The sequence below is a fragment of the Streptomyces sp. NPDC001351 genome (genome assembly GCF_042896045.1).
Classification (GTDB): domain Bacteria; phylum Actinomycetota; class Actinomycetes; order Streptomycetales; family Streptomycetaceae; genus Streptomyces.
The window spans coordinates 1115367-1141240 of the sequence record NZ_JBIAWS010000001.1 but is presented as its reverse complement, the minus strand read 5'-3'; the positions used below and the strand labels follow the sequence as shown (position 1 = coordinate 1141240).

At 72.1% G+C, this 25874-nt stretch carries 24 protein-coding genes and 1 riboswitch; of the genes, 12 read left to right on the top strand and 12 right to left on the bottom strand.

Going from position 1 to position 25874, the window contains the following annotated elements; all coding sequences use genetic code 11:
- The first annotated feature begins 1 nt into the window (after window position 1).
- Complete coding sequence (locus ACFY1U_RS05265) at window positions 2-757, top strand: SDR family oxidoreductase (RefSeq protein ID WP_390692768.1); 756 nt, start codon at window positions 2-4, stop codon at window positions 755-757.
- A 31-nt stretch (window positions 758-788) separates the two neighbouring features.
- Here ACFY1U_RS05265 and amaP read toward each other — a convergent pair whose 3' ends face one another.
- The 5 genes from amaP to ACFY1U_RS05240 are packed head-to-tail and all read right to left on the bottom strand — an operon-like array spanning window position 789 to window position 3162.
- Window positions 789-1367 (bottom strand): alkaline shock response membrane anchor protein AmaP, encoded by a 579-nt coding sequence (gene amaP, locus ACFY1U_RS05260; RefSeq protein WP_390692767.1) that lies wholly within the window; start codon window positions 1365-1367, stop codon window positions 789-791.
- Between the two features lie 5 nt (window positions 1368-1372).
- The gene (locus tag ACFY1U_RS05255) at window positions 1373-2023 is read right to left on the bottom strand and encodes a DUF6286 domain-containing protein (protein ID WP_390692766.1); all 651 of its coding nucleotides are present in this window, start codon (window positions 2021-2023) and stop codon (window positions 1373-1375) included.
- Complete coding sequence (locus ACFY1U_RS05250; RefSeq protein WP_390692765.1) at window positions 2020-2439, bottom strand: Asp23/Gls24 family envelope stress response protein; 420 nt, start codon at window positions 2437-2439, stop codon at window positions 2020-2022. Before ACFY1U_RS05250 ends, ACFY1U_RS05255 begins: the two co-directional genes overlap by 4 nt.
- Complete coding sequence (locus ACFY1U_RS05245) at window positions 2436-2621, bottom strand: hypothetical protein (protein WP_390692764.1); 186 nt, start codon at window positions 2619-2621, stop codon at window positions 2436-2438. The genes ACFY1U_RS05250 and ACFY1U_RS05245 overlap by 4 nt, the downstream gene beginning before the upstream one ends.
- A 43-nt stretch (window positions 2622-2664) precedes the next feature.
- Window positions 2665-3162, bottom strand: a complete 498-nt coding sequence (locus tag ACFY1U_RS05240; protein ID WP_390692763.1) for an Asp23/Gls24 family envelope stress response protein — start codon at window positions 3160-3162, stop codon at window positions 2665-2667.
- 88 nt (window positions 3163-3250) lie between these two features.
- Between ACFY1U_RS05240 and ACFY1U_RS05235 the strand changes: the two genes are divergently transcribed.
- Window positions 3251-3964, top strand: a complete 714-nt coding sequence (locus ACFY1U_RS05235) for a nucleopolyhedrovirus P10 family protein (RefSeq protein ID WP_390692762.1) — start codon at window positions 3251-3253, stop codon at window positions 3962-3964.
- A gap of 100 nt (window positions 3965-4064) precedes the next feature.
- Here the strand turns inward: ACFY1U_RS05235 and ACFY1U_RS05230 are convergent, their stop codons facing one another.
- The 7 genes from ACFY1U_RS05230 to ACFY1U_RS05200 form a co-directional block, all read right to left on the bottom strand.
- Window positions 4065-4868, bottom strand: coding sequence for an enoyl-CoA hydratase/isomerase family protein (locus tag ACFY1U_RS05230; protein ID WP_390692761.1), 804 nt, complete (start codon window positions 4866-4868; stop codon window positions 4065-4067).
- Window positions 4869-4998: 130 nt separating this feature from the next.
- Window positions 4999-5220, bottom strand: a complete 222-nt coding sequence (locus ACFY1U_RS05225; protein ID WP_004002281.1) for a helix-turn-helix domain-containing protein — start codon at window positions 5218-5220, stop codon at window positions 4999-5001.
- Between the two features lie 362 nt (window positions 5221-5582).
- Window positions 5583-7181 carry an ABC-F family ATP-binding cassette domain-containing protein gene (locus tag ACFY1U_RS05220; RefSeq protein ID WP_390692760.1) on the bottom strand — a complete coding sequence of 533 codons (1599 nt, stop codon included), beginning with the start codon at window positions 7179-7181 and terminating at the stop codon, window positions 5583-5585.
- Between the two features lie 90 nt (window positions 7182-7271).
- Window positions 7272-7946 (bottom strand): hypothetical protein, encoded by a 675-nt coding sequence (locus ACFY1U_RS05215; protein WP_390692759.1) that lies wholly within the window; start codon window positions 7944-7946, stop codon window positions 7272-7274.
- 234 nt (window positions 7947-8180) lie between these two features.
- Window positions 8181-9581, bottom strand: a complete 1401-nt coding sequence (locus ACFY1U_RS05210; protein ID WP_390692758.1) for a hypothetical protein — start codon at window positions 9579-9581, stop codon at window positions 8181-8183.
- A gap of 191 nt (window positions 9582-9772) precedes the next feature.
- Entirely contained in the window at window positions 9773-10891 is a 1119-nt protein-coding gene (locus ACFY1U_RS05205) for an alpha/beta hydrolase family protein (protein WP_390692757.1), read from the bottom strand.
- Window positions 10892-11170: 279 nt separating this feature from the next.
- Window positions 11171-11902, bottom strand: coding sequence for a class II aldolase/adducin family protein (locus ACFY1U_RS05200; protein ID WP_390692756.1), 732 nt, complete (start codon window positions 11900-11902; stop codon window positions 11171-11173).
- A 196-nt stretch (window positions 11903-12098) separates the two neighbouring features.
- On the opposite strand from ACFY1U_RS05200, the gene ACFY1U_RS05195 reads away from it, so the two are divergent.
- The 10 genes from ACFY1U_RS05195 to cobI all read left to right on the top strand — a co-directional run bounded on the left by ACFY1U_RS05195 (window position 12099) and on the right by cobI (window position 25870).
- The gene (locus tag ACFY1U_RS05195) at window positions 12099-12848 is read left to right on the top strand and encodes a lysozyme (protein WP_390692755.1); all 750 of its coding nucleotides are present in this window, start codon (window positions 12099-12101) and stop codon (window positions 12846-12848) included.
- A 149-nt stretch (window positions 12849-12997) separates the two neighbouring features.
- Window positions 12998-14248: an anion permease gene (locus ACFY1U_RS05190; RefSeq protein WP_390692754.1), complete on the top strand. Its 1251-nt coding sequence runs from the start codon at window positions 12998-13000 to the stop codon at window positions 14246-14248.
- 34 nt (window positions 14249-14282) lie between these two features.
- Window positions 14283-14510: a hypothetical protein gene (locus ACFY1U_RS05185; RefSeq protein ID WP_390692753.1), complete on the top strand. Its 228-nt coding sequence runs from the start codon at window positions 14283-14285 to the stop codon at window positions 14508-14510.
- A 151-nt stretch (window positions 14511-14661) separates the two neighbouring features.
- A riboswitch (cobalamin riboswitch) is annotated at window positions 14662-14804 on the top strand.
- 99 nt (window positions 14805-14903) lie between these two features.
- Window positions 14904-15920 (top strand): cobalamin biosynthesis protein, encoded by a 1017-nt coding sequence (locus tag ACFY1U_RS05180; protein ID WP_390692752.1) that lies wholly within the window; start codon window positions 14904-14906, stop codon window positions 15918-15920.
- Entirely contained in the window at window positions 15917-17428 is a 1512-nt protein-coding gene (locus ACFY1U_RS05175; protein WP_390692751.1) for a cobyric acid synthase, read from the top strand. Before ACFY1U_RS05180 ends, ACFY1U_RS05175 begins: the two co-directional genes overlap by 4 nt.
- A complete protein-coding gene (gene cobN, locus ACFY1U_RS05170) occupies window positions 17425-21078 on the top strand; it encodes a cobaltochelatase subunit CobN (protein ID WP_390692750.1) in 3654 nt (1217 codons plus the stop codon). Before ACFY1U_RS05175 ends, cobN begins: the two co-directional genes overlap by 4 nt.
- On the top strand, window positions 21075-23078 hold the full coding sequence (locus tag ACFY1U_RS05165) for a putative cobaltochelatase (RefSeq protein ID WP_390692749.1): 2004 nt from the start codon (window positions 21075-21077) through the stop codon (window positions 23076-23078). The genes cobN and ACFY1U_RS05165 overlap by 4 nt, the downstream gene beginning before the upstream one ends.
- Window positions 23078-23677: a cob(I)yrinic acid a,c-diamide adenosyltransferase gene (gene cobO, locus ACFY1U_RS05160; RefSeq protein ID WP_390692748.1), complete on the top strand. Its 600-nt coding sequence runs from the start codon at window positions 23078-23080 to the stop codon at window positions 23675-23677. Before ACFY1U_RS05165 ends, cobO begins: the two co-directional genes overlap by 1 nt.
- The gene (locus ACFY1U_RS05155) at window positions 23640-25130 is read left to right on the top strand and encodes a cobyrinate a,c-diamide synthase (protein WP_390692747.1); all 1491 of its coding nucleotides are present in this window, start codon (window positions 23640-23642) and stop codon (window positions 25128-25130) included. Before cobO ends, ACFY1U_RS05155 begins: the two co-directional genes overlap by 38 nt.
- Window positions 25127-25870, top strand: a complete 744-nt coding sequence (gene cobI, locus ACFY1U_RS05150) for a precorrin-2 C(20)-methyltransferase (protein ID WP_390692746.1) — start codon at window positions 25127-25129, stop codon at window positions 25868-25870. The genes ACFY1U_RS05155 and cobI overlap by 4 nt, the downstream gene beginning before the upstream one ends.
- The last annotated feature ends 4 nt before the right edge of the window (window positions 25871-25874 follow it).

Genomic DNA, 25874 nt, shown 5'->3' with positions numbered 1-25874 from the left:
CATGGATCTTGGACTGAAGGACCGGGTGTACGTCGTCACCGGGGCCACGCGGGGCCTCGGCAACGCCGCCGCGCGTGAGCTCGTCGCGGACGGCGCGAAGGTGGTCGTGACGGGGCGGGACGAGGCGCGTGCGCTTGCTGCGGCGGACGAGTTGGGGCCGAACGCCGTCGGGGTGGCCGTCGACAATGCCGACCCGGAGGCGCCGACGCGGCTGATCGCGCTGGCGCGGGAGCGGTTCGGGGGGTTCGACGGGATTCTCGTGAGCGTGGGCGGGCCGGCCCCTGGGTTTGTCGCCGACAACACGGACGAGCAGTGGCAGGCGGCTTTCGACTCGGTGTTCCTGGGAGCGGTACGGCTCGCGCGCGCGGCGGCCGCGGAGTTGGAGGCCGGGGGTGTCATCGGGTTCGTACTGTCCGGGTCGGTGCACGAGCCGATTCCCGCGCTGACGATTTCCAACGGGCTTCGCCCGGGACTCGCCGGGTTCGCCAAGTCGATCGCCGACGAGCTGGGGCCGCGGGGAATTCGCGTGGTGGGGCTGCTTCCGGCGCGGATTGACACGGATCGCGTGCGCGAGCTGGACGGATTGTCCGCGGACCCCGAGGCCACTCGTGCCGCCAACGAGTCCCGTATCCCGCTGCGGCGGTACGGAAGGCCGGAGGAGTTCGGGCGGACGGCGGCTTTCCTGCTGTCGCCGGCTGCGTCTTATCTGACCGGGATCATGGTGCCCGTTGACGGGGGCATGCGGCACGGATTTTGAGTGCCGGCCAGTGGGGGCTGGTCGCGGGAGGTCAACTCACCCTTTCCGCACGATGCTTGACGCTCTTCATGCGCACTTCTGCCGGCAGTGATGCCAGGCCCGCTGAATTGCGGGCGTGCATCAGGGCCTGAGCAGTGAGATGGTGCAGTGCCGTTCCGGGGTCCACGTGGGGTTCCAGGAGGAGCTGAACGCGGGTCTCGGGGGCCGTGCGGCGGCCTGTGAGGTGGACATGGGCATGCGCCACGCCCTCCAAGCCGCCCGCCTCGCTCGCCAGTACGCCTTCCAGGGCCCGGCCCCGCAGCAGCGCGCCCTCGCCGTCGCCGGTGTCCACCAGGACCTCGGCGAGGCGGCGCCGGCGCAGGACGGCGATCAGCCACCACAGGGCGAGCAGCACCAGGACGGCCAGTGCGGCGATGACGGTCGGCCACCACCAGGCGGAGCCCTGCCAGCGGGTGCGTTCGGCGTCGCTGAGCAGGACGTCGTGCCGGCCGTGGTGGATCCACCAGGACGGTGGCGGAGCGCCGAGTCCGACGGCCAGGACCGAACCGCCCAGCAGGAGCAGGGCGAGTCCGGCGATCCCGATCAGTACGCGGTTGACGATCCTGAGCATCGCCCTCACCCCTTGCGTCCGGGACGCCGTACGTGCACGGACAGCGCGGGCGGGCGGGTGAGCCCCAGGCCGCTGATCGCCTCGTCGAGCGTGGCGTTCAGGTCGGCGCGTACGTCGCCCGGGTCGCGGAAGTGCGAGAGGGCGTACACATCGGCGCGGGTGCGGCGCATCCGGACCCGTACCGACTGGACGCCGGCGACCTCCATGGCGCGGTCGCGCAGCACGAAGGCGGCCGCCTCGCGGTGCAGTCCGGCGCGGACGTCGACGTGGGTGCGCCGCATCGGCAGGATCCCGCGCAGGCCGGGCGTGAGCGCCAGCACGAGCAGCCAGAGGCCGAGGGCGGCGGCGATCCCCGCGCCGGCGAGCACCCAGGTGTCGTCGAGATGACGTTCGGCGAGCTGACGGGCGAGTTGGCGCCGCCAGGCCATCGCGGGCCGGTGCGCCCGTACGGCCGCGATGTCGTACAGGAGCAGGCCCGCGACCGCCAGGACCAGCAGCGCCACGATGCCCGCGGGGATGCGGCGCGCCGACCAGAAGCGTCCCTGGTCGCCGTCGTGGCCCGACGGCGCGGGCCCGTAGGCCGGTTGGTCGGCGGGTGCCTTCTCGATGACCGGCAGTCGTTGTGTGGTGCCCTCCAAGCCCTGGGGCTCGCTCACCGCGTCCTCCCCTGTGCCACGCCGTGTGCCGGGGTCAGATGCAGCCGCTCCACGTGGACGGCGACCTCCGGCACTTCCATGCCCACCAACGCGCCTACCCGCGAAGCGACATGTCGACGCACATCCGCGCATCGGGCACCGATGTCGCAGGGATAGTCGAGTTCGATGTGAACGCGGACGTGGGCGGCCGCGAGGGGGGTCCCCCCGCTCGAACGAAGTGGGGAGTGGGGGCGGACCACGACGCTGGCGTGCGGGGGTGAGGTGTCCTCGGTCTGGTCGCTGAGGGTCTCCCTGGCCGCCTGGGCAGCGATCTTCGCGACCACCCGGTCGGCGATCCTGGTGGCCCCGCGCTCGCCGGGCGAGACGGTGGCCGTGGGTCTGCGCAGCTCACCGGCACCGTCGCTCACCGTGCTCACCGCCGGCGGTCGTCACGCGGACGGAAGAACTCGCCGATCTCCAGATCCCCCTCCAGGAACCGGCCGACGACGAACCCGATGGCGCCCAGGGCGGCCACCAGCAGGAAGGCACCGAAGCCGCCGAAGTATCCGGCGAAGCCCAGCGCCATTCCGGCGATCATGCCGATCACGGCCCTGCTCATCGTGCGCTCCCCTCGGTGGTGCGGTTGTCCGGTCGCCGGCCGGTCACTGGATCCGGGGCTCCGGCTCCTCGTCCTCTTCCTCCGGCAGTTTCACATCACTCACCCCGATGTTGACCTCGACGACCTCGAGGCCCGTCATCCGCTCCACCGCCGCGATGACGTTCTCCCGCACGGCGCGGGCGACGTCGGAGATCGAGACCCCGTAGTCGACGACGATCTCCAGGTCCAGTGCCGTCTGCACCTCGCCGACCTCGGCCTTCACGCCCCGCGTCAGGGACTTCGAGCCGCCCGGCACCCGGTCGCGCACGGCTCCGAAGGTGCGGCTGAGCCCGCTCCCGAGGGCATGCACGCCGACCACGTCCCGCGCGGCCAGTCCGGCGATCTTCTCCACGACCCCGTCGGCGATGGTCGTCCGCCCCCGGGTGGCGGGGTCTCCTCCGCCGCGCCGTGTCGGCTGCGCCTTGCGCAGCGTCGGGGGGTCCGTCGCCTCGCTCGTTCCCTGGGGGTTCCTCGTCCGGCCCTGCTCCGTCATGTCGGTCATCGCCGCACGTCCCTTTCGGTTCGTCGTCCTACGACCACGGTAAGTGGGGTTGGGCCGCCGCGTGCCGAGGATGCGGCAGGCTGGAGGAATGACGACGGAACCGTGGGCGCACGCGGTACGGCACCAGTTGGGCCTCGGCAGGCTCCTGCCGCTGGGCGGCCCGCACGACGGCGCGTGGATCTCGCAGGCGGCGGCCGAGGCGGTGCTCCGGCGCGCGGTCGGGGAACTGCGCGGGGTACGGCTGGACGCGCTCCGCATCGCGCTCGCCGACCCGGACACCGCTCACGACCCGGCCGTACCGCCGCCGCCGAGCGCCCTGCCGCCCGGACCGCTGCGCGTGACGGCGGACTTCGCCGCGACGGCGTCCGAGCCGCTGCCGACGAGGGCGGCCCTCGTACGGACGACGCTGGCAGCCGCGGCGACCGAACTGTTCGGCCTGGCGCCGGCCGAGGTGGACCTGCGGGTCACGGCCCTGCTGGACGAGGAACCGGAACCCGCGCCCGTACGCCGGCCACAGCCGCCGCGCGCCGTGGAGCCCGACGACGAGGACGAACTGTGCGCGGCCTCCGCCGCGTTGATGGTCCCGGGAGTCGCCCACCTGACGGGCGGCCTGGGCCGAGCGGCGGTACAGATCACGACCCTCCAGGAGGAGGGCAGCCTCCCGCACCGCCACGCGCGCGTTGAGCTCGCGGTGAGCGCGGACCACCGTGCCGTGGACGTGGCCCGCGAGGTACGTGCAGCCGTCGCCGGGGTGCTACCGGATCACCCGACGGTGGCGGTACTGGTAACCGCGGTCAGCTGAAGCCCCCTTAGGGGCGCGGGGCTGTGACATCAGCGGCTCCGCCGCGGGGCGCGACCAGCCACAACGCACCCGCAGCCAAAGACGCACCACCGCCGGAGGCTCACTCACCGAGGCCGGCAAGATCCCGCAGCCGCCGCGCCTGCGCAGCCCGCTCAGCGGCACGCTGCTCATCAAAGGACCGCCCCTGGGCCCCCCGAATCAGCGCCTTGGTCTCGATCACGGCGTCCCGCGGCGCAGCCAGAATCGCCGACGCCAGATCCCGCACGGCACCCTCGAGCTGATCGCCCGGCACCGCGAGGTTGGCAAGACCCGTGCTGACGGCCTCCTCGGCCGACACAAAGCGCCCGGTGACGCAGATCTCCAGCGCGCGGGCATAGCCGACCAGCGACACCAGCGGATGCGTCCCCGTCAGGTCCGGCACCAGCCCAAGGCTGGTCTCACGCATGGCGAACTGCACGTCGTCGGCGACGACGCGCAGGTCACAGGCGAGCGCGAGCTGGAAGCCCGCCCCGATGGCGTGGCCCTGGACGGCGGCGATGGACACGAGGTCGCTCCGCCGCCACCAGGTGAAACCGGCCTGGAACTCGGCGATGCTCGTGTCGAGTTCACCGTCGCTGCTGCGCGCAAGGTCGATGAACGTCGGCTCGCCCTCGATTCCCTCGGGCGTGAACATCTGCCGGTCGAGCCCGGCCGAGAAGGACTGCCCCTCGGCACGCAGCACGACGACGCGGACGGACCCCGGCAGGACCCGCCCGGCCTCGGCGAGCGCACGCCACATCGCGGGGCTCTGCGCGTTGCGCTTGGCCGGGTTGGTCAGCGTCACCGTGGCGATCGCGTCGTCGACGGTGAGCCGTACGCCGTCCTTGTCGAGTACCGGACCGAGGTCCTGGGCGGGCGAAGCCATGGAGTGCCTCCGATGAGTGCGGTCAGCAGAGCAAGCTAAAGCGCAAAGCTAAGTGACTGCACAGTAACCACCCGGCCGATCTGCCGACCGACCGGGTGGCCACCATCGAAGCCGATGGGCCGCCCGGGAATCAGGACGAGGCGGCCTTCTTGCCCCGCGTCGCCCCGCCACGCCCACGGAGCGTGACGCCCGACTCACTGAGCATCCGGTGTACGAAGCCATACGAGCGGCCGGTTTCCTCGGCCAGCGCCCGAATGCTCGCACCGGAGTCGTACTTCTTCTTCAGGTCTGCCGCGAGCTTGTCGCGCGCGGCGCCGGTTACCCGGCTGCCCTTCTTCAGAGTCTCGGCCACCCGTGCCTCCTCATGGGAAGTGCGCTCTGGTCCCCTCATGATCACCCCTCCGGGCTTTCATGGCCACCCATTCGGCAAGGTCCGTGAGACAGGGTTTTGACGACAGGAGCGCATCCCCACAAGCGGAATCCGAAATTCCCCCCGGTCGCGTTCGTACCGCCGAACGGGTTCTTTTATGAAGTGCCAGGTCAGAGACGTACGACGGCCGAGCCCTTGTCGATAAAGGGCTCGGCCGCGAAATGGATGTAGGACACACCTCGGTACGAGGAGATCTCACACAGATGATGGATCACGGATCGGCCGAATGATCCATACGCTGTGGATCACGCCTTCGATCAAGCAGCGCTGACGATCCAGTGCGCTCAGGCGAGGGCGACCAGGTCCGCGTAGTCCGCGCCCCACAGGTCCTCGACGCCGTCCGGCAGCAGAATGATCCGCTCGGGCTGCAGCGCCTCGACCGCGCCCTCGTCGTGGGTGACCAGGACGACCGCGCCCTTGTAGGTGCGCAGGGCGCCGAGGATCTCCTCGCGGCTCGCAGGGTCGAGGTTGTTGGTCGGTTCGTCAAGGAGCAGGACGTTCGCGGAGGAGACGACCAGGGTCGCAAGCGCCAGACGGGTCTTCTCGCCGCCGGACAGCACTCCGGCCGGCTTGTCGACGTCGTCGCCGGAGAACAGGAACGAGCCGAGCACCTTGCGGACCTCGACGAGGTCCAGGTCGGGTGCGGAGGAGCGCATGTTCTCCAGGACCGAGCGCTCCGGGTCGAGGGTCTCGTGCTCCTGCGCGTAGTAGCCGAGCTTGAGGCCGTGGCCCTGGACGACCTCGCCGGTGTCGGGCTTCTCGACGCCGCCGAGGAGACGCAGCAGGGTCGTCTTGCCGGCGCCGTTGAGGCCGAGGATGACGACGCGGGAGCCCTTGTCGATGGCCAGGTCGACGTCGGTGAAGATCTCCAGCGAGCCGTACGACTTCGACAGTCCCTCGGCGGTGAGCGGTGTCTTGCCGCACGGGGCGGGCTCGGGGAAGCGCAGCTTGGCGACCTTGTCGCTCTGGCGCACCGCCTCCAGGCCGGAGAGCAGCTTGTCCGCGCGCCGGGCCATGTTCTGCGCGGCGACCGTCTTGGTGGCCTTGGCGCGCATCTTGTCGGCCTGCGAATGCAGGGCGGCGGCCTTCTTCTCGGCGTTGGCCCGCTCGCGCTTGCGGCGCTTCTCGTCGGCCTCGCGCTGCTGCTGGTAGAGCTTCCAGCCCATGTTGTAGATGTCGATCTGGGCGCGGTTGGCGTCCAGGTAGAACACCTTGTTGACGACCGTCTCGACCAGGTCGACGTCGTGGGAGATCACGATGAAGCCGCCGCGATAGGTCTTCAGGTAGTCCCGGAGCCAGACGATCGAATCCGCGTCGAGGTGGTTCGTCGGCTCGTCCAGCAGCAGGGTGTCCGCGTCGGAGAACAGGATGCGGGCCAGTTCGATACGGCGGCGCTGACCACCCGAGAGCGTGTGCAGCGGCTGGCCGAGCACCCGGTCGGGCAGGTTGAGCGCGGCGGCGATGGTGGCCGCCTCGGCCTCGGCGGCGTACCCGCCCTTGGTGAGGAACTCCGTCTCCTGGCGCTCGTACTGCCTCAGGGCCTTCTCGCGGGTCGCGCCCTGCCCGTTCGCGATGCGCTGTTCGTTGTCGCGCATCTTGCGGATCAGTACGTCGAGGCCGCGCGCCGAGAGGATGCGGTCGCGGGCGAGGATGTCGAGGTCGCCGGTGCGGGGGTCCTGCGGGAGGTAGCCGACCTCTCCGGAGCGGGTGACCGTGCCGCCGGCCGGGATGCCCTCGCCGGCCAGGACCTTGGTGAGGGTGGTCTTGCCGGCGCCGTTGCGGCCGACCAGGCCGATGCGGTCGCCCTTGGCGATACGGAAGGAGGCGGACTCGATGAGGACGCGGGCACCGGCGCGCAGCTCGATACCGGAGGCGGAGATCACGGACAGGCTCCAGGGCAGAAAGGGTTGACGGGTGGGCGGCTGAGGCGTTCCCGCCGTCTAATGCGCGAGGAGAATGGCCATGGGCCAAGTCTAACGGGGCCGTGCAAGCACTTTTTCTGTGTTCGGGTGTTCGGGCCGCCTCCCGGGGACGTCGTTGCCGAGGGGGGTGCGGTGCGGGGTGATCCGGCCCAGGTCGTCGACGGCGATGAGCTGGGACGTCCAGGCCGCCGCCGGGCAGGGCTGGGCGACGATCAGCGCTCCGGCGTGACGTACGGCACGCCCGGGCGTGAAGACGCACCCTTCGTGCGCGGGCACCGCCCAGCGCAGGTCGCCGTCGGCGAGGCGGTAGGCGGCGATGCGGGGCGGGGTGACGACGGCGAGGATCCCGCGGCCGAGGGGGCGCAGCACTCCGGTGCCGCCCTGGGCGGGCAGCCAGTCGTCGGCCGCGGGCAGGGCGCGGTGCCAGCGGACGGAGGTGCCGTCGTTCGCGGTGACCACTCCGTCGTCCCAGAGCGTGACGGCCTCCCCGCGCACGGGCAGCACGGCGAGCGGATGGCGGCCCTCGCGCGCGTAGGACGCGTGGGCGGTGAAGTGGTCGCCGTAGGGGGCGGGACGGGTCGCGTGGAGGGCCGCCAGGACGGGCGCGGCCACGAGGAGGGCGAGGGCGGCGGGAAGGCGGCGCCGCAGAGCCGGACGCCAGGCGCCCCCGGGGCGCCCAGGGGCGGAGGGATTCGGCTCCGTCGCCTCGACCGGCAGAACGACCACATTGCCCCCTTCAGCGCCCATTGGCTCGGATTCGGCGCAGAGCGTAGTCGCGGGCACGGGCTGTGCGGGGGACACGGCGGCGGGTGAACGGGGGTGTCCCCCGTTCGGCCCTGCACCGAGCGCCTGGCCATGTGCCGCGATGTGCCGTCGCGCGTCTGCGGCTGCTTCGTGGCTGGTCGCGCCCACGCGGCGGTAGCCGCACATTCAACGCAGCCCCGCGCCCCTTCGGGGCGCTCAGCTACCGCCGGTGTGCACCTGGAACGCGGCCCGGCGGACCGCCTTCGCGAGGGCCGGGTCCGGGTGGGCCGCCGCGAGGGCGACGAGGACCTGGACGGTACGGGGGTGGCCTACGGCCCGTACCTCTTCCAGGAGCAGGGGGACCGTCGGCTGTACGGCCGACTCCAGGTGGCGTACGAGCATCGGGGCCTCGCCGTGGTCGGCGACCGCGGCGGCGGTGTCGACCCACAGCCAGGTGGCCTCTTCGCGGGTGAGGACCTCGTGGGCGTCCTCGGGGTCGACCCCGTCGTGCTCGGCCAGCCACAGCAGGGCGTACGGCCGCAGGGTCGGCTCGTCGGCGACGGCCCTGACGTCCGGCTCGGCGGGGGCGCCGACCACGCGCAGTGCCTCGAAGGCGAGGCCGCGCAGCAGGGCGTCGTCGCCGCGGGCGGCGGCGATGAGTTCGGTGACGGCACTGCCGACGGGGCGGGCGGCGAGCCAGGCGCGGTATTCGGCGCGGGCGGCGTTGGGGCGCAGCTGGGCGCAGCCGCGGAGCATCTCGTCGGCGGCGACCTCGATGTTCCCGGCGGGGCTCTGCGCGGCGACGCAGATCTGCTCCAGCTTGACCCAGACGGCCCAGCTGCCGAGCGGGGTGAGGGTGGCCTGTCCGCCGCCGTAGGTGAGGGCGCCGACGGAGGCGAGGGCGTGCAGGGCCCAGTCGAGGAGGGGCGCGAGCGGGGCGTCGAGGGCCGGCGGCTGCTCGACGGGCTCGGGCTGCGGGCCGTAGGGGATCTCGCAGCGCTCGGTGCGCAGTTCGGTGACGCGCTGCACCAGAAGGTCGAGGAGCTGGTCGACCGGGACGGGCCCGGCGGACAGCTGCAGGAAGGAGAGCACCTGGGGCATGGCCGAGACGACCTCGGCGACGGCGGCGGGCTCGTGGTCCGCGGGCTCGCCGTGGGCGAGGGACCAGGCGTCGAAGAGGGCGACCCAGCCGCGCAGGACGGCGCTGTCGTCGCGGTTCCAGGCGCGCAGCCGCCAGCCGGGGCGGGCGCTGTCGCCGTGCACCTCGACGAGTCCGGCGAGCCGGGCGGTGTCCCAGTCGGCCCGCACCTGAGTCACGGTCAGGCCGAGGTCCCGGGCGGCTCGTTCGGCGGTCGCGTCGGCGAGGGTGGCCTTGCCGTCGGCGGTCGCGCCGTCGCTGCCCGGGCCGAGCGCGGCGTCGGCCCAGCGGGCGACGCGGGCCGCGGCGGCCAGCTGGGAGCGAGCCATTCTGGCCAGCTCCGCGGGTGCCGGGGTGCCCTCCGGGGGGCGGGGCGCGGCGCGGCGCGGGCGGCGCTGGTTCACGGCTCTGGGGGCGGCGGACAGGGATCGCGGGCCGACGAGTCGAAGCCTGGAGTCGCGCGGGATACGGGACGTCACGGGTGCAGTCTTCCGGTTGACGGTCCGAAAACCCAAACGGAATGTCACGGCGGGCGACGGGACTGGCCAACGCACGGGGTCCGGCGGGCGGCTCGGGGGCGGGAACAGGCCAGTGGTACGGCCTTAAACGGAATCGCGCCGACCGTTCATCTCCGCTCCGGCCCGGCACCGCGGGAGGGGCGGTGAAGGGATCACATGAGGGGGGTGAGGAAGCGGCGCAACGCTTCTTCGTAGGCCTCCGGGTCGGCGTTCCACATCGCCGAGTGCGGGGCGTTCGGGACCGTGCGCAGAGCGATCAGGTTGGGACGGGCGTGGGCGAACCGGCGGGAGTACTCCCAGGGGGCCAGGGTGTCGTCCGGTCCGTGGAATATCAGCGTCGGCACGGTGAGCTGCTCGGCCTCGGCGGTGCGCTCGCGCTCCATGCCGGTACGCCCCTGGGCGGCCCGCACGGCGAGCGGCAGCAGTGCGCCCGGTGTGCGGCGGGCCGCGGCGAGGGCGCGCAGCGTCGTGGCCCAGCTGAGCACCGGGGAGTCCAGGACCAGTCCGGAGATGCTGTCGCGCAGCCCGGAGTGGGCGGCGGCGCGCAGCGCCATGGTGGCGCCGGTCGACCAGCCGTGCAGGACGACCTGCTTGGCGCCGTGGCTGACGGCGTGCCGGATCGCCGCGTCCACGTCGCGCCACTCCGTCTCGCCGAGGTGGCCCAGGCCGTCCGGGGGGCGGGGTGCGCCGGGGTCGCCGCGGTAGGCGAGGGCGAGGACCGGGAAGCGCTGGCGGTGCAGGAACTCCATGATGTTCATGGGGAGTTCGCGGGTGGCTCCGAGGCCGTGCACGGCGATCACCCAGGTGTTCCGGACGCCGGGCACGAACCAGGCGGGCAGGTAGCCGAGTTCGCCGGGGATGTCGACGTCGGTGTGGGGCAGGCCGAGGGCGCTGCCCGGGTCGCCGGTGTGCAGGTTCGGGGTCAGCCACACCTTGTCGCCGGGCTCCAGGGTGCCGTGCGTGACCCGTTCCAGGCGGCGGACGACGGTGTCGGCGGAGTGCGTCGCCGTGGCGAGGACGGGGCCGACGACAGCGTGGGTGCCGTCGCCGGCGAGGCCGTAGGTGCCGGGGCGCATGGCCGCCAGGTCGCGGGTGAGCGCGATCTGGCCGGCGGCCGTGGCGTGCACGGTGAGCTGGGGTTCGGTGGGCAGGGGCCGGCCCGGCGGCGCCTTGAGCGCCGCGTCGCTCGCGAACCGGCCGGCGGCCACGCTTGCCGCGCCGGCCGCCAGGGCTACGGTGACGGCTGCGGCCGTCGCTTTGACTGTGCGCACCCGTCCAGTGTCCTGGCGGACCCCGCCTGCGGCCAGCGGGAGGACGGGGCGGGGTGAGGCGAGGTCGCCGACAGCCGTGCCGCGTTCACGCCCACGACGGCTGTACGGACCTCACCACCGCTGCCCGTACCCACGCACCCCCTCCCCACCTCCGCCACCCGCTGCGGGGACCGCAGCATCAGGGTGATGCGGACGACCGACAGCCGCGCCGCCCGCGGCGACTGCGGTGGTGCGAGCCTCCTCGCCGCTGCCGGCCCGCCGACTGCGGCCGGGCGGACCTCACTGTCGTTGCCCGTACCCGCGCAGCTTGTCCCCCGCCTCCGCCAGCTGCTGCGAGGAGAGCAGTGTCGGTGACAGGCCCGGCACCGACGAGGCCGTCAGCCACAGGCGGCACATCCATTCCAGTTGGGCCGTGCGGTCGTAGGCCTGGTCGAGGGTGCCGCCGTAGGCCATCGTGCCGTGGTTCTGCAGCAGGCAGGCGGTGCGGTCGGCGAGGGCGTGGAGCATGTTCTCGGCCAACTCCTCACTGCCGTATGTCGCATAGGGGGCAACTCGGACGGGGCCACCGAGGGCGCCGGCCATGTAGTGGATCGCCGGGAGCTCGGGGACGAGCGTCGAGACGGCCGTCGCGTGCACGGCGTGGGTGTGGACGACGGCGCGGGCGTCGGTGGTGCGGTGGATCGCGAGGTGCATGGGGAGTTCGCTCGTCGGGACGAGCGTGCCGAGCACCTGGCGGCCGTCGAGATCGACGCCGGTCACGTCCTCGGGCCTGAGCCGGTCGTAGGGCACACCCGAGGGTGTGACCAGCACGGTGTCCCCGACGCGCACCGAGACATTGCCGGAGGTGCCGACGACGAGGCCGTCGGCGACCGTGCGGCGGGCGGTCGCGACGAGTGCCTCCCAGGCGTGTGCCACCTCGGTACTCACACCCCTCCCCCACCGCTCCGGCACGTCCCGCACACCTTCTCGCGCATCCCGTTCGCCTCGCTGGTCCCGCCGCTGCTCAGCCATGCCGCGATCCTGCCAGGCACCTCCCCGGCCCGGCGCCGGGCGGGGGCACTTTAGGGCGGAAGCCATGCCTCCGAAAGACCCCTTATAGGGACATATCACCCTCTCTCCCTGCTTGGCCTGAGATCACCGGGCATTCGACGACCTTCCAGTAATCTCCCGTTGTTTTGTCGTGCACGTCGCCATTCCGGGGGGAAATATGGCTCGTGATCACAAACCGCTGCGCCGCCGCGCCCGCGTCCTCGCGGTCTCCGTGGCGGCACTCACCGCCACCGGGGCGGCTCTCGCCGGGCTTCCGGCCTCGGCGGCGAGTCTGCCGCAGGGCCACGACGTCTCTTCGCACCAGAAGAACGTCAACTGGTCGAGCGCGAAGGCCAAGGGCGCCAGGTTCGTCTACGTCAAGGCGACCGAGTCCACGAACTACCGCAACCCGTACTTCAACCAGCAGTACAACGGCGCCCGCAGCGCCGGCATCATCCGGGGGGCGTACCACTTCGCGCTGCCGGACAAGTCGTCGGGCAGGGCGCAGGCGGCGTACTTCGTGAACCACGGGGGCAGGTGGCGGTCGGACGGCTGGACGCTGCCACCCGCGCTCGACATCGAATACAACCCGTACAGCGCCAAGCACAGGTGCTACGGCCTGAGCAAGGCGCGCATGGTCAGCTGGATCAAGGCGTTCAGCGACGAGGTGAAGCGGCTCACCGGCCGCCACCCCGTGATCTACACGACCACCCACTGGTGGAACGCGTGCACCGGCGGAAGCGGCGCGTTCGCCTCCAGCCACGCGCTGTGGATAGCCCGTCACGAGGCCGGGGCCGCGGGTTCCCTGCCGGCCGGCTGGTCGTTCTGGACCTTCTGGCAGTACGACAACAGCGGCGGACTGCCAGGTGACCAGAATCTCTTCAACGGGTCGCAGACCCAGCTGAGGAAGTTCGCCCGGGGCTACTGACCAAGGACACCGCGAGACCGGGGGTCGCCGGGACAGAGCGAAGCGGCGACCCCCATCCGGACATCGTGCAGCCGCCCTCAGTTCATCTTCCGTTCACCCAGGTTGCCTACGGTCAACCGACCGTTGACTTCGAACGATTGCCTGGGTAAATGGAAAACTTCTCGCTGATCCTCGCGATTGTGGTAGTAACCGCACTCGCGTTTGATTTCACGAACGGTTTCCACGACACCGCCAACGCGATGGCCACCACCATCTCGACCGGCGCGCTCAAGCCCAAGGTCGCGGTGGCCATGTCCGCCGTGCTCAACCTTGCGGGTGCCTTCCTCTCCGTGGAGGTCGCCAACACGATCTCCAAGGGGCTCGTCGACGAGACCGGCATACGTCCCGAGGTCATCTTCGCGGCGCTGGTCGGCGCGATCCTCTGGAACCTGCTGACCTGGCTCGTCGGGCTTCCCTCCAGCTCCTCGCACGCCCTGATGGGCGGCCTGATCGGCGCCACCATCGCCTCGGCCGGCATGGGCGCGGTGCACGGCGACGTGCTCGTCACCAAGGTGCTCATCCCGGCGCTCGCCGCCCCGATCGTCGCGGGCCTTGCGGCACTGCTCGCGACCCGGCTGTCGTACACCCTCGGCAAGAAGGCCGACGGCAAGGCCGCCGAGAAGGGCTACCGCGCCGGCCAGATCGCCTCCGCGGGCCTGGTCTCGCTGGCCCACGGCACCAACGACGCACAGAAGACGATGGGCATCATCACCCTCGCCCTGGTCGCCGGCGGTGCCGTCGCTCCCAACTCGGACCCGCCCACCTGGGTCATCCTCTCCGCGGGCCTGGCCATCGCGCTCGGCACCTACATCGGCGGCTGGCGCATCATCCGCACGATGGGCAAGGGTCTGACCGAGCTCCAGCCGCAGCAGGGCTTCGCCGCCCAGACCAGCGCGGCCACGGCGATCCTCGCCTCCTCGCACCTCGGCTTCTCCCTCTCCACCACCCATGTCGTCTCCGGTTCGGTGATGGGCGCGGGCCTCGGCCGCAAGGGCGGCGTGGTCCGCTGGTCGACGGCGACCCGCATGCTCGTGGCCTGGTGCCTGACGCTGCCGGCCGCGGCGCTGGCCGGTGCGGGCGCGGAGTCCGTGACGGATCTCGGTGACTGGGGCACCGCCGTCGTCGCCGCCTTCCTGGTCGCCGCCAGTGCGGCCATCTGGAAGATCTCCCGCCGCGAGGTCGTCGACGCGTCGAACGTCAACGAGACCGAGGAGCCGGCCGGCGTGGTGACCACGGCGATCGCCGCCGTGACCCCGCCCCCCACGGGCACGGTCACCGAGGGCCTGACGGCCACGATCCCCGCCCCGGCCCCCGTGACCGCCGCCCCCGACCCGGCGACCCCGCCGGCCGCGACCGTCTGAGCCCGCCCACCCGGTACGAAGGAAGAGAAGCAGCATGAAGATCGACTGGGCAGCCCTGGGCTCCGTCTTCGGCGTCAGCCTCGCGGTCACGGTGGGCCTGGTGGCCCTGTTCACCCTCGGCATCATGGGCCTGTCGCGTCGCGAGCGGGCCGTGGCACAGGGCAACTCGGCGTCCCTGGCGGTGGCCGGCGCATACGTGGCCTTCGCGGGGTGCGCGGCGGCGGTGGCGTACGGAATCCATCTGGTGGTCGCCAAGTCCTGAGGCTGCGGCCGGACCGTCTTTCCCGACCGTCCCGCGGGGCGAGGAAGCACCCTTTCGTGCTTCCTCGCCCCGCGGGTTTTTCATGCCGGGTTCTGAGCGCCGGGTGTGGGCCTCAGCACACTCCCCCGTCGCAGGTCAACGGCAAGTTGACTGCCGTTCGGGGGCGTGGTGGACTGCCGAAGCCATTTACGGCGGCGCGAGAGGAAGCCGGTGCGAGTCCGGCGCGGTCCCGCCACTGTCACCGGGGTAGTAAGCCCCGGGAGCCAGGAACTCTCACCGCCGGTCTCGTCGAACCAGGGCGTGGACACCCTGAGTGAGGACATGTCGTCATGCCAGCCTGCCGTTTGAGGTTCAGGACCAGGTCGCTGCCCGACCCCACGGCCGGCTGAGCCGATGCGTGCCGATCGCGTCTTCGCGTACGGCGCCGCCGCCGGCCTCCTCGGTGACCATCTGCTCGGCGATCCGCGCCGTGGGCATCCGGTCGCCGTGTTCGGGCGGGCCGCGGGGGCCGTGGAGCGGGTGTTGTGGCGGGACCATCGCGGGTGGGGCGCGCTGCACACCGCCGTGTGCGCCGGGAGCGCCCTTGCGCTCGGTGTCGTCGCGCAGAGGGCCGTACGTCCGTCCCCTGCCGCCTCCCTCGCACTGACCGCGGCCGCCACCTGGGCCGTCGTCGGGGGGACTTCGCTCGCGCGCGAGGCCCGTGGCATCGGGCGTGCGCTGGAGGCCGGGGACGTCGAGGCCGCGCGGGCCAGGCTGCCGCATTTGTGCGGGCGGGATCCGCAGGCCCTGGACGCCGACGGGATCGCGCGGGCGGTGGTGGAGTCCGTCGCCGAGAACACGTCCGACGCCGTCGTGGGGGCGCTGGTGTGGGGGGCCGTGGGCGGGGTGCCGGGGCTGCTCGGGTTCCGGGCCGTCAACACGCTCGACGCCATGGTGGGGCACAAGTCGGCCAAGTACCGGCGGTACGGGTGGGCTTCGGCGCGGCTGGACGATGTGGCGGGGTGGCCGGGGGCACGTCTGACCGCCGTGCTTGCAGCCGTCGCGGGAGGTGACCGTCGCGGTGCGGTGCGGGCCTGGCGTTCCGACGCCGCCAAGCATCCGAGTCCCAACGCCGGGCCCGTGGAGGCTTCGTTCGCGGGGGCGCTGGGGGTGCGGCTGGGCGGGACGTTGTCGTACGGGGGGCGGGTCGAGCATCGGCCTGTGCTGAACGGGCAGGGGCGGGCTGTGGAGGTCGGGGACATCGAGCGGGCCGTGCGGTTGTCGCGGCGGGTGGGGTGGTTGGCGTTGGGGGTCGGTGCGGCTGGGGCGGTGCTGCGAGGGCGGGCGGCGAGGCGCCCGGCGGTTGGGGCTGTGCCCACCCGTTCCGCCCTAGCGGAACGACTGCCCACAGCCTTCGGGAGTGCGTCATGAGCGGCGGGGGGCTTCTCGTTGCCGGTACCACCTCCGATGCCGGGAAGAGTGTCGTCACCGCCGGGATCTGTCGGTGGCTGGTGCGGCAGGGAGTGAAAGTCGCGCCGTTCAAGGCGCAGAACATGTCCCTCAACTCGTTCGTGACGCGCGAGGGGGCCGAGATCGGGCGGGCTCAGGCCATGCAGGCGCAGGCCTCCCGCATCGAGCCGACCGCGCTGATGAACCCCGTGCTGCTCAAGCCCGGTGGCGAGCAGAGCAGCCAGGTCGTGCTGATGGGCAAGCCCGTCGGCGAGCTGAGTGCGCGCGGGTATCACGGTGGGCGGCAGCAGCAGCTTCTGGGGACCGTGCTCGACTGTCTCGCCGAGTTGCGGGGCACGTATGACGCCGTGATCTGTGAGGGGGCGGGTTCTCCCGCCGAGATCAACCTGCGCCGGACCGACATCGTGAACATGGGGATCGCCCGCAACGCACGGCTTCCCGTGCTCGTGGTCGGTGACATCGACCGCGGCGGGGTCTTCGCCTCCTTCTTCGGGACCGTCGCCCTGCTCTCCCCCGAGGACCAGGAGCTGGTCGCCGGGTTCCTCGTCAACAAGTTCCGGGGGGACGTGAGCCTCCTGGAGCCCGGGCTCGACATGCTGCACGGACTCACGGGACGGCACACCTACGGCGTCCTGCCCTTCCAGCACGGTCTCGGCATCGACGAGGAGGACGGACTGCGGGTCTCCCTGCGCGGGACGGTGCGGGAGTCGAACGTCGCGCCGCCCGTCGGCGAGGACGTGCTGCGGGTCGCCGTGTGCGCGATTCCGCTCATGTCCAACTTCACCGACGTGGACGCCCTGGCCGCCGAACCGGGCGTCGTGGTGCGGTTCGTGGACCGGCAGGAGGAGCTCGCCGACGCCGACCTCGTCGTCGTTCCCGGGACCCGGGGGACCGTGAAGGCCCTGGAGTGGCTGCGCGAGCGGGGACTTGCGGACGCCCTGGTCCGCAGGGCCGCCGAGCAGCGGCCCGTCCTCGGCATCTGCGGTGGCTTCCAGGTTCTCGGCGAGCACATCGAGGACGAGGTGGAGAGCCGGCGCGGCCATGTGGAAGCGCTCGGGGTACTGCCCGTGCGGGTGCGGTTCGCCCGCGAGAAGACCCTCACCCGGCCGGTCGGGGAAGCCCTCGGCGAGCACGTCGAGGGGTACGAGATCCATCACGGTGTCGCCGACATAGCCGGAGGGGAAGCCTTCCTGGACGGCATCCGGGTCGGGCAGACCTGGGGCACGCACTGGCACGGTTCGCTGGAGTCGGACGGGTTCCGGCGGGCCTTTCTGCGCGAGGTGGCGGCCGCCGCGGGCCGCCGTTTCGTACCGGCGCCCGACACCTCGTTCGCCGCGCTGCGCGAGGAGCAGCTCGACCGGCTCGGCGACCTGATCGAACAACACGCGGACACGGACGCGCTGTGGCGGCTCATCGAGTCGGGCGCGCCGCAAGGACTGCCTTTCATTCCACCGGGAGCGCCCGCATGAGCACAGTGCTGTTGTTGTCGACCGCCGACACGGATCTGTTGGCCGCCCGGGCCGCGTCCGGTGCCGACTACCGGATCGGCAACCCGACCCGGGTGGATGTGACCGAGGAACTGCCCGGCCTCCTCGACGGCGCCGACATCGCCGTCGTACGGCTGCTGGGCGGGAAGCGGGCCTGGGAGGACGGGCTCGCCGCGCTCAGGGCGTCCGGGATCCCCACCGTGCTGCTCGGCGGGGAGTCCGTCCCCGACGCCGAGCTGATGGCCGAGTCGTCCGTACCCGCGGGTGTCGTGGCGGAGGCGCTCAGGTACCTCGTCGAGGGCGGGCCCGCCAACCTGACCGAGCTCGCCCGGTTCCTGTCCGACACCGTGCTGCTGACCGGCGAGGGATTCGTCGAGCCGCAGAAGATGCCGGAGTACGGCGTCCATGGCGAGCGGGAGTTCGTCGAGGGGCGGCCGACCATCGGCGTGCTCTTCTACCGGGCCCATGAACTGAGCGGCAACACCGCCTTCGTGGACACCCTCTGCGACGCGATCGAGGCGAAGGGCGCCAATGCCCTGCCCGTCTACTGCGGTTCGCTGCGCGGTGCGGACGCCGGGCTGTACGAGATCCTCGGCCGGACCGACGCCCTGGTCGCCACCGTCCTCGCCGCCGGCGGTACACATGCCTCGCAGGCGTCGGCCGGCGGTGACGAGGAGGCGTGGGACATCGGGGCGCTGGCCGACCTCGACGTACCCGTGCTGCAGGGCCTTTGCCTGACGTCGTCCCGCGAGGCCTGGGACGGGTCGGATGCCGCCCTGTCCCCCATGGACGCGGCGATGCAGGTCGCGATCCCCGAGTTCGACGGGCGGCTCATCACCGTCCCGTTCTCCTTCAAGGAGCAGGGCCCTGACGACGTGCCGGTGTACGTCGCCGACCCGGAGCGGGCCGCGCGGGTCGCCGGGATCGCCGTACGGCACGCGCAGTTGAAGCACAAGGCGAACGCCGACAAGAAGCTGGCGCTCGTGTTCACCGCGTACCCGACGAAGCACTCGCGGGTCGGCAACGCGGTCGGCCTGGACACGCCCGCGTCGGCGGTGCAGGTCCTGGACGCGCTGAAGGCCGCCGGGTACTCCCTCACCGAATACCCCTCCGGTGGCGACGAGTTGATCCACCGGCTCATCGCGGCCGGCGGTCACGACGTGGAGTGGCTGACCGAGGAGCAGCTGGCCGCCGCGCCCGCACGGGTGCCGCTCGCCGACTACCGGGCGTGGTTCGACGAGCTCGACCCGGAACTCAGGAACGCCATGCTGGAGGCCTGGGGCGAGCCGCCGGGCAATCTGTACGTCGACGGGGAGGACATCGTCCTCGCCTCCCTCCAGTTCGGGAACGTCGTCGTGATGATCCAGCCGCCGCGCGGCTTCGGCGAGAACCCGATCGCGATCTACCACGACCCCGACATGCCGCCCTCGCACCACTACATGGCGGCCTACCGGTGGCTCGACAATACGTTCCGCGCCGACGCGATCGTCCACATGGGCAAGCACGGGACGATGGAGTGGCTGCCCGGCAAGGGACTCGGGCTCAGCGGCGGCTGTGCGCCGGACGCGGTGCTCGGTGAACTCCCGCTGATCTACCCGTTCATCGTCAACGACCCCGGTGAGGGCACCCAGGCCAAGCGGCGCGGGCACGCCACGGTCGTCGACCACCTCGTACCGCCGATGGCCCGTGCCGACACCTACGGCGATCTGGCCAAGCTGGAGCAGCTGCTCGACGAGTACGCGCTCGTCTCCGACCTGGACCCGACGAAGGCGCCGGCCGTGCGCGCGCAGATCTGGACGCTGGTGAAGGCGGCCGAGCTGCACCACGACCTGCATGTGGACGAGCAGCCGGACGAGGACGAGTTCGACGAGTTCGTCATGCACATCGACGGCTATCTGTGCGAGATCAAGGACGTGCAGATCCGGGACGGACTGCACATCCTGGGCGGCGGGCCGGTCGGCGAGCCGCGGGTGAACCTCGTGCTGGCGGTGCTGCGCGCCTCGCAGGTGTGGGGCGGGCAGGCGAACGCGCTGCCGGGGCTCAGGGCCTCGCTGGCCTCTCATTTCGGTCTGGTCGAGAAGGAGCTGCTCGCCGAGCCCGGCGCTCCGGTGAAGGTGCCGGTCGAGCTGACCGATCTCGTCGAGGGCCCCTCCCGAACGGCCGCCGACGCCATCGACCTGCTGGAACAGCTGTGCCGGCGGATCGCGGAGGGCATGGAGGCACGGGACTGGGACGTCGCGCTCGCCCCGGCCCTCGTCCGCGGGGTGCTCGGCACCGAACTCCCGGACGCCGTCGCGGTGCTGGAGTTCGCCTGCACCGAGGTGGTGCCGCGGCTGGCCCGTACGACGGACGAGATCGGGCACATCCTCAAGGCGCTGAACGGCGGTTATGTCCCCGCCGGTCCGTCCGGTTCGCCGACCCGCGGGCTGGTCAACGTCCTGCCGACCGGCCGGAACTTCTACTCGGTCGACCCCAAGGCCATTCCCTCCAGGCTGAGCTGGGAGGTCGGCCAGTCCCTCGCCGACTCCCTCGTCCAGCGGTATCTGCAGGACACCGGCGCGTACCCGAAGTCCGTCGGTCTGACGGTCTGGGGCACGTCGGCGATGCGCACCCAGGGCGACGACATCGCCGAGATCCTGGCGCTGCTGGGCTGCCGGCCGGTGTGGGACGACGCCTCGCGCCGCGTGACCGGCTTCGAGGTGGTCCCGCTCGACGAGCTCGGGCGGCCGCGCATCGACGTCACCGTCCGTATCTCCGGCTTCTTCCGCGACGCTTTCCCGCACGTCGTCGGGCTCATCGACGACGCCGTCCGCAAGGTCGCCGAGCTGGACGAGCCCGCCGACCGCAACTTCGTGCGCGCCCACGCCGACGAGGACACGGCACAGCACGGCGACCGGCGGCGCGCCACCTCCCGGATCTTCGGCTCCAAACCGGGCGCCTACGGTGCCGGTCTGCTGCCCCTGATCGACGCCCGCAACTGGCGCTCCGACGCCGACCTGGCCGAGGTGTACGCCGTCTGGGGCGGCTACGCGTACGGGCGCGGGCTCGACGGACGGGCCGCCCGCGGGGACATGGAGACCGCGTTCAAGCGGATCGCCGTGGCCGCGAAGAACGTCGACACCCGCGAGCACGACCTCGTCGACGCCGACGACTACTTCCAGTACCACGGCGGCATGGTCGCCATGGTGCGGCACCTGACGGGCGAGAGCCCCGAGGCGTACGTCGGCGACTCCGCCACCCCCGACCAGGTGAAGACGCGGACGCTGGGCGAGGAGACGCACCGCGTGTTCCGCGCGCGGGTCGTCAACCCGCGCTGGATGGCGGCCATGCGGCGGCACGGCTACAAGGGCGCCTTCGAGATGGCGGCGACCGTCGACTACCTCTTCGGCTACGACGCCACGGCCGGCGTCGTGGACGACTGGATGTACGAGAAGCTCAGCGCCGAGTACGTCTTCGCCCCGGAGAACCGGGAGTTCATGAAGCAGTCCAACCCGTGGGCGCTGCGCGGTATCACCGAGCGCCTGCTGGAGGCCGCCGACCGCGGACTGTGGGCCGAGCCGGACGCGGAGACCCTGGAGCGGCTGCGCGCCACATACCTGGAGCTGGAAGGCGACTTGGAGGGCGACCAGTGACCACCCCCTTCCCCTTTACGGCGGTCGTCGGCCAGGACGACCTGCGGCTCGCGCTGCTGCTGAACGCCGTGTCCCCGGCGGTCGGCGGTGTGCTGGTGCGCGGCGAGAAGGGCACCGCCAAGTCGACGGCCGTGCGGGCGCTCTCCGCGCTGCTGCCGGAGGTGGCCGTCGTTCCCGGGTGCCGTTTCTCCTGCGATCCCGCGGCACCGGACCCCTCCTGCCCGGACGGACCGCACGAGGCCGGGCCCGGTGCCGAACGGCCCGCGCGGATGGTCGAGTTGCCGGTCGGCGCCTCGGAGGACCGCCTCGTGGGCGCGCTCGACATCGAGCGGGCGCTGGCGGAGGGCGTGAAGGCCTTCGAGCCCGGCCTGCTCGCGGACGCGCACCGCGGGATCCTCTACGTCGACGAGGTCAACCTTCTGCATGACCATCTCGTCGACCTGCTGCTGGACGCGGCCGCGATGGGTGCGTCGTACGTCGAGCGCGAGGGCGTCTCGGTACGGCATGCGGCACGTTTCCTGCTCGTCGGCACGATGAACCCCGAAGAGGGTGAGCTGCGGCCGCAGCTGCTCGACCGGTTCGGGCTGACCGTCGAGGTCGCGGCCTCCCGGGAGCCGGACCAGCGGGTGGAGGTCGTACGGCGCAGGCTCGCCTACGACGACGATCCGGACGGTTTCGCGGCCCGTTGGGCGGACGAGGAGACTTCCGTACGTCAACGGATCGTCGCCGCACGGCAGTTGCTCCCGTCGGTGCGGCTCGGCGACGGGGCGCTCCGGCAGATCGCGGCGACCTGCGCCGCCTTCGAGGTGGACGGCATGCGGGCCGACATCGTGATGGCGCGTACGGCCACCGCACTGGCCGCCTGGGCCGGGCGCACCGAGGTGCTCGCCGAGGACGTACGGCAGGCGGCACTGCTCGCGCTGCCGCACCGCAGGCGCCGTAACCCCTTCGACGCGCCGGGTCTCGACGAGGACAAGCTCGACGAGACGCTGGAGGAGTTCTCCGAGGACGACGATCCCGACCCGGACCCCGACGGCGGCGGACCGGGTGGTGGCGGGCAGCCGCCCTCCGGGGACTCGGACGGTCCGCAGGGCGGTGACACCGATGCGCGGCCCGAGGCCGGCGAGGGCGGGCAGCCGCAGGCCTCCGGGGCTGCCGAGCAGTCCGCCGTACGGGCCTCGGAGCCCTTTCGTACCAAGGTGCTGAGCGTGCCCGGGATCGGTGAGGGGGCCGCCGGTCGGCGTTCGCGGGCGCGGACCGAGCATGGGCGGACGACGGGGGCCCGGCGGCCTCAAGGGGCGCTCACCAAGCTGCACCTGGCGGCGACCGTGCAGGCCGCCGCGCCGCATCAGCGGGCGCGGGGGCGGTCGGGGCCGGGGCTGGTCGTACGGCGGGACGATCTGAGGCAGGCGACCCGGGAGGGGCGCGAGGGCAACCTCGTGCTGTTCGTGGTCGACGCCTCGGGGTCGATGGCGGCCCGGCAGCGGATGAGCGCCGTGAAGGGGGCCGTGCTGTCGCTGCTGCTGGACGCGTACCAGCGGCGGGACAAGGTGGGCCTGGTCACGTTCCGGGGTTCGGCCGCCGAGGTCGCGCTGCCGCCGACCTCGTCCGTGGACGCGGCGGCGGTGCGGCTGGAGTCGTTGCCGACGGGTGGGCGTACGCCGCTCGCCGCCGGGCTGCTGCGCGCGCACGACGTGCTGCGGGTGGAGCGGTTGCGGGATCCGGCGCGGCGGGCGCTGGTCGTGGTGGTGACGGACGGGCGGGCCACCGGTGGTCCGGAGCCCGTGGCGCTCGCTGGGCGGGCCGCTCGGCTGTTCGCGGCCGAGGGGGTCGCCTCCGTGGTCGTCGACTGTGAGTCCGGGCCCGTCCGGCTGGGGCTCGCCGGGCAGCTCGCGGGGGAGCTGGGCGGGACGGCGGTGACGCTCGACGAGTTGCGGGCGGACTCGATCGCCGGGCTGGTCAGGGATGTACAGGGTGGGACGAAGAGGAGGGCCGCGTAATGCCGCAGGGGCAGCCGAGTGTGGTGCCGGACGACGGGCTGACGACTCGTCAGCGGCGTAACCGTCCGCTGGTCGTCGTGCACACGGGCATCGGGAAGGGCAAGTCCACGGCCGCCTTCGGGCTGGCGCTGCGGGCCTGGAACCAGGGGTGGCCGATCGGGGTGTTCCAGTTCGTCAAGTCGGCGAAGTGGAAGGTCGGCGAGGAGAACGCGCTGCGGGTGCTCGGCGCCAGCGGTGAGGGCGGGACCGTCGACTGGCACAAGATGGGCGAGGGCTGGTCCTGGGTGCAGCGGGACTCCCAGATGGACAACGAGGAGAAGGCCCAGGAGGGCTGGGAGCAGGTCAAGCGGGACCTCGCCGCGGAGACGTACAAGCTGTATGTGCTGGACGAGTTCGCGTACCCCATGCACTGGGGCTGGGTGGACACCGACGAGGTCGTCGACGTGCTGCGGAACCGGCCCGGGACCCAGCATGTGGTGATCACCGGGCGGAACGCGCCCGAGAAGCTCGTCGAGTTCGCCGATCTCGTGACCGACATGTCCAAGGTCAAGCATCCGATGGATGCGGGCCAGAAGGGCCAGCGAGGCATCGAGTGGTGATGTCGTCGTGAGTGTCCCGTCCTCCGTCCCCAGGCTGGTCATTGCCGCGCCCTCCTCGGGCAGCGGCAAGACCACCGTGGCCACCGGGTTGATGGCCGCGTTCGCCGCGCGGGGGCTTGCCGTGTCCCCGCACAAGGTCGGGCCGGACTACATCGACCCCGGGTATCACGCGCTCGCCACCGGGCGGGTGGGGCGGAACCTCGACGCGTATCTGTGCGGGCCGGAGCTGGTGGGGCCGTTGTTCCTGCACGGGGCTCGTGGGTGTGACATCGCCGTCGTCGAGGGTGTGATGGGGATGTTCGACGGGGCCGCGGGGGAGGGTGAACTGGCGTCCACCGCTCATGTGGCGAAGCTGCTCGGGGCGCCAGTGGTGCTGGTGGTCGACGCGTCGTCGCAGTCCCGGTCCGTGGCGGCGTTGGTGCATGGGTTCGCGTCCTGGGATCCGGAGGTGCGGGTCGGGGGCGTGATCCTCAACAAGGTCGCCTCGGATCGGCATGAGGAGTTGTTGCGGGAGGCGTTGGAGTCGGCGGGGGTGCCTGTGCTGGGGGTGCTGCGGCGGGTTGCGCAGGTGGACACGCCCTCGCGGCACTTGGGGTTGGTGCCGGTCGCCGAGCGGCGGACCGACGCTGTGGAGGCGGTTGCCGCCATGGCGGCGCAGGTTTCCTCCGGGTGCGATCTTGAGGCGTTGGCGGGGCTGGCGCGGAGTGCTGGTGCGTTGTCGTGTGCGGCCTGGGATGCGGCTGAGGTCCTGGGGTCCTCGCCCCCGCCGCCCCTTCCCGTCCCGACCCTGGGGGCTGCCGCCCCCAGACCCCCGCTTCGGCCTGAACGGCCTCGTCCTCAAACGCCGGACGGGCTGGTGGTTGCCGTTGCCGGTGGGGCCGCCTTCACCTTCTCCTATGCCGAGCACAGTGAGCTGCTCGCTGCCGCGGGTGCCGAAGTCGTTTCCTTCGATCCGCTTCGGGATGAGCAACTGCCCGACGGGACACGGGGGTTGATCATCGGTGGGGGCTTCCCCGAAGTGTACGTGAGCGAGCTGTCCGCCAACGAGCCGCTGCGCAAAGCCGTCGCCGCGCTCGCGCAGGGCGGTGCTCCCGTGGCTGCCGAGTGTGCCGGGCTGCTGTATCTGTGCCGGGAGCTCGACGGGCAGCCCATGTGCGGGGTGCTCGATGCCAGGGCGCGGATGAGCGGGCGGCTCACCCTCGGGTATCGGGACGCCGTGGCCGTCGGTGACAGTGTGCTCGCGCCCGCCGGGACCCGGATGCGGGGGCACGAGTTTCACCGGACGGTCGTCGAGCCGGGGGCGGGGGCGGCTCCCGCCTGGGGCGTGCGCGCCCCTGTGCCGCGGGTCGAAGGTTTCGTACAACAAGGTGTGCACGCCAGTTATCTGCACACGCACTGGGCGTCCGAGCCCGGTGTCGCCCGTCGGTTCGTGGAGAGGTGCCGGACGTCATGACCAGCAGCAGCAACAGCAGGTTGATCGGGGTCGGTGTGGGTCCCGGTGATCCCGAGCTGGTGACCGTCAAGGGGGTCAATGCCCTGCGGGCCGCCGATGTCGTCGTCGTGCCCGTCATGGACACCTTGGAGCGGGGGCGGGCCGAGGCCACCGTGTTGCACTACGTGCCGGCGGAGAAGGTCGTCCGCGTGGTGTTCGCGCTGAACGAGCGCAGTGACCGCGGGCGGCGGGAGGCTGCCTGGGACGCGGCCGGGGAGCGGGTCGCGCAGTTGCTGCGGGAGCGGGGCGTCGTCGCGTTCGCCACCATCGGTGATCCCCATGTCTATTCGACCTTCACCTATCTCGCGCAGACCATCGCCGAGCTGGTGCCGGGGACGGGCATCGAGACCGTCCCCGGGATCACCGCCATGCAGGATCTCGCGGCGCGCTCGGGTGCCGTGCTCACCGAGGGCACCGAGCCGCTCACCCTGGTGCCCGTCACCGCCGGGGCCGCCGTGCTCAAGGAGGCCCTCGCCGGGCCCGGCACCGTCGTCGCCTACAAGTTCGGGCGGCAGGCCGGGGAGGTCGCCGAGGCCTTGCGCGAGACCGGGCGGATCGACGACGCCGTGTGGGGTTCCGCGCTCGGGCTGGAGTCGGAGTCCATCCGGCCGGCGTCCCAGCTCGACGGCGAGCCCCTCCCGTACCTCTCCACGCTCATCGCGCCCGCGCCGCGCGACGGCGGGCGCGGCGGCAAGCTGTGACCGG